Source organism: Ruminococcoides bili, from assembly GCF_040093295.1.
Lineage (GTDB): Bacteria > Bacillota > Clostridia > Oscillospirales > Acutalibacteraceae > Ruminococcoides > Ruminococcoides intestinale_A.
Map to the genome: position 1 here is coordinate 1 of NZ_JBBNJY010000085.1, position 1,931 is coordinate 1,931.

Genomic DNA, 1,931 nt, shown 5'->3' on the forward strand with positions numbered 1-1,931 from the left:
CGATCGAAAAGGTCGACCAAACTTTTATAATTGATTGGCAAATCAATTTGCTAAACCATAATATATCAAGATTATCCCAAAAATTAAATCTATAATTGCAATAATATTTAACACACACTCATAAAATCAAATAATTGCATATATATTTTATAAGAACAAAAATCACACCGACAGTTTAAATTAACCGTCGGTGTGCCCTACCCTTTTTTAATAATAATTAATTATTAAGTGCATTGATACAATTTGAGCATATAAATTTGCCCTTAAGACATTTCAGATTTTCGGACGAATTGCAGAAAATGCATTTTTCTTCCGCTTTTTTTATTGTAATGCAATCATTGTCAGCCTCGATATGCAACATATCGCCCGCTTTGATATTAAGATGATTGCGAATATCCTTTGAAATTACAATTCTGCCAGCTCCGTCAATTTCTCTGAAATTAGTAAATATCATTATATCATCTCCTTATCTGAACAGTTTTATGTGCGTATTTTTTAATTGTAAACCTTAACCGAAGTTACAGGTTGACAATTTTCATCGCTGTATCATTATACCATTTTACGGTTAATATGTCAATAATTACCAAATAAGAATTGTAAATACAATTTTGTAACGGATTTTGTCATATTTGCTTTATTTATGATATTATATTTAGATTTTTGAAGTTAGGTGAAATAAATGCTTGGTTATGTGTGGGCAGGTTTGATAATTGTCAGTGTGTTGTCGGCAATTTTACTCGGTAATACCGAATCACTGTCTACAGCCCTTATAGAAAGCGGCTCGTCATCAATAGAACTTCTCTTGACAATGGCAGGCATCCTATGCCTATGGTCAGGAATAATGAAAATAGCAGAAGAAAGCGGCTTTACCGCACTTATTTCAAAAATTTTTGCGCCTCTTTTGCGACCGCTTTTTCCAAAGCTTGATAAAAACAGCGAGGCTTTTAAAAGCATTACTATGAACATAAGCGCAAACCTGTTAGGACTTGGCAATGCCGCCACTCCGTTTGGTCTTAAAGCTATGGGTGAGCTTAACAGACTAAACAACTGCTCCGATACGGCAAGCAATGAAATGGTCATTTTTGTTGTGCTCAATACCGCCTCTCTGCAGCTTTTGCCTACTACCCTTGCCACACTTCGACAAAGCTACGGAAGTAATGCTCCGTTTGAGGTTATAACAGCCATTTGGATAAGCTCGGCAACCGCTCTCACTGTGGCCCTTACAGTTGCCTGTACACTAAATCTGAAAAAAGCGAGGTGAAATTATGGCTATTATAATGCCTCTATTTGCGACCGTTGTGGTATTGTACGGGCTGATAAAACGAGTGCCTGTTTTCGATTTGTTTATTAAAGGAGTGCGAGAGGGCGTAAAAGTTCTGTACACAATTGCACCTACCATAATCGGATTGGTGTTTGCGGTAGATTTACTGCGTTCGAGCGGTGCAATAGATGTTATATGTAACTTTATCTCCCCTGCCGCAGATTTTTTAGGCTTTCCAAAAGAAATTGTACCAATGGTTCTCTTAAGACCTGTATCGGGCAGTGGTTCAACAGCTTTGTTGACCGCTTTGTATGAAGATTGCGGCCCTGACAGTTTTGCAGGCAGGGTAGCTTCTGTACTTGCAGGATCATCCGAAACCACATTTTACGCTGTGGCAATGTATTTTGGCAGTATTAAGGTAAAAAAAATCCGCCATACTCTTGTTGCCGCTTTGCTTGCCGATTTCACCGCCGCAGTGATGAGCGTGCTGACCGTAAGACTAATTTTCGGGCAAAGCTAAAGGAGCTGTAAAAAACAGCCCCTATGTAAATGAAGTATATTTTCTTTTATTGCTCTCGCAGATACTTACGCCTATTTGTTTGGCTAGTTTCTAATAGCATCTTTTATAAATTTAAATCTATTTTCAAGTTCAGCAATAGATTTATCTTGA

The 1,931-nt window shown here is 37.4% G+C and carries 3 protein-coding genes; 2 read left to right on the forward strand and 1 reads right to left on the reverse strand.

Annotated elements, in window-relative coordinates; genetic code table 11:
- Positions 1–217: 217 nt before the first annotated feature.
- Positions 218–454 (reverse strand): AbrB/MazE/SpoVT family DNA-binding domain-containing protein, encoded by a 237-nt coding sequence (locus AAAY30_RS11425; protein WP_022234982.1) that lies wholly within the window; start codon positions 452–454, stop codon positions 218–220.
- Positions 455–679: 225 nt separating this feature from the next.
- Here AAAY30_RS11425 and AAAY30_RS11430 point away from each other — a divergent pair, with 225 nt between their 5' ends.
- On the forward strand, positions 680–1,261 hold the full coding sequence (locus AAAY30_RS11430; RefSeq protein ID WP_195411255.1) for a nucleoside recognition domain-containing protein: 582 nt from the start codon (positions 680–682) through the stop codon (positions 1,259–1,261).
- A gap of 4 nt (positions 1,262–1,265) precedes the next feature.
- A complete protein-coding gene (locus tag AAAY30_RS11435; protein ID WP_022234984.1) occupies positions 1,266–1,781 on the forward strand; it encodes a spore maturation protein in 516 nt (171 codons plus the stop codon).
- Positions 1,782–1,931 lie beyond the last annotated feature (150 nt).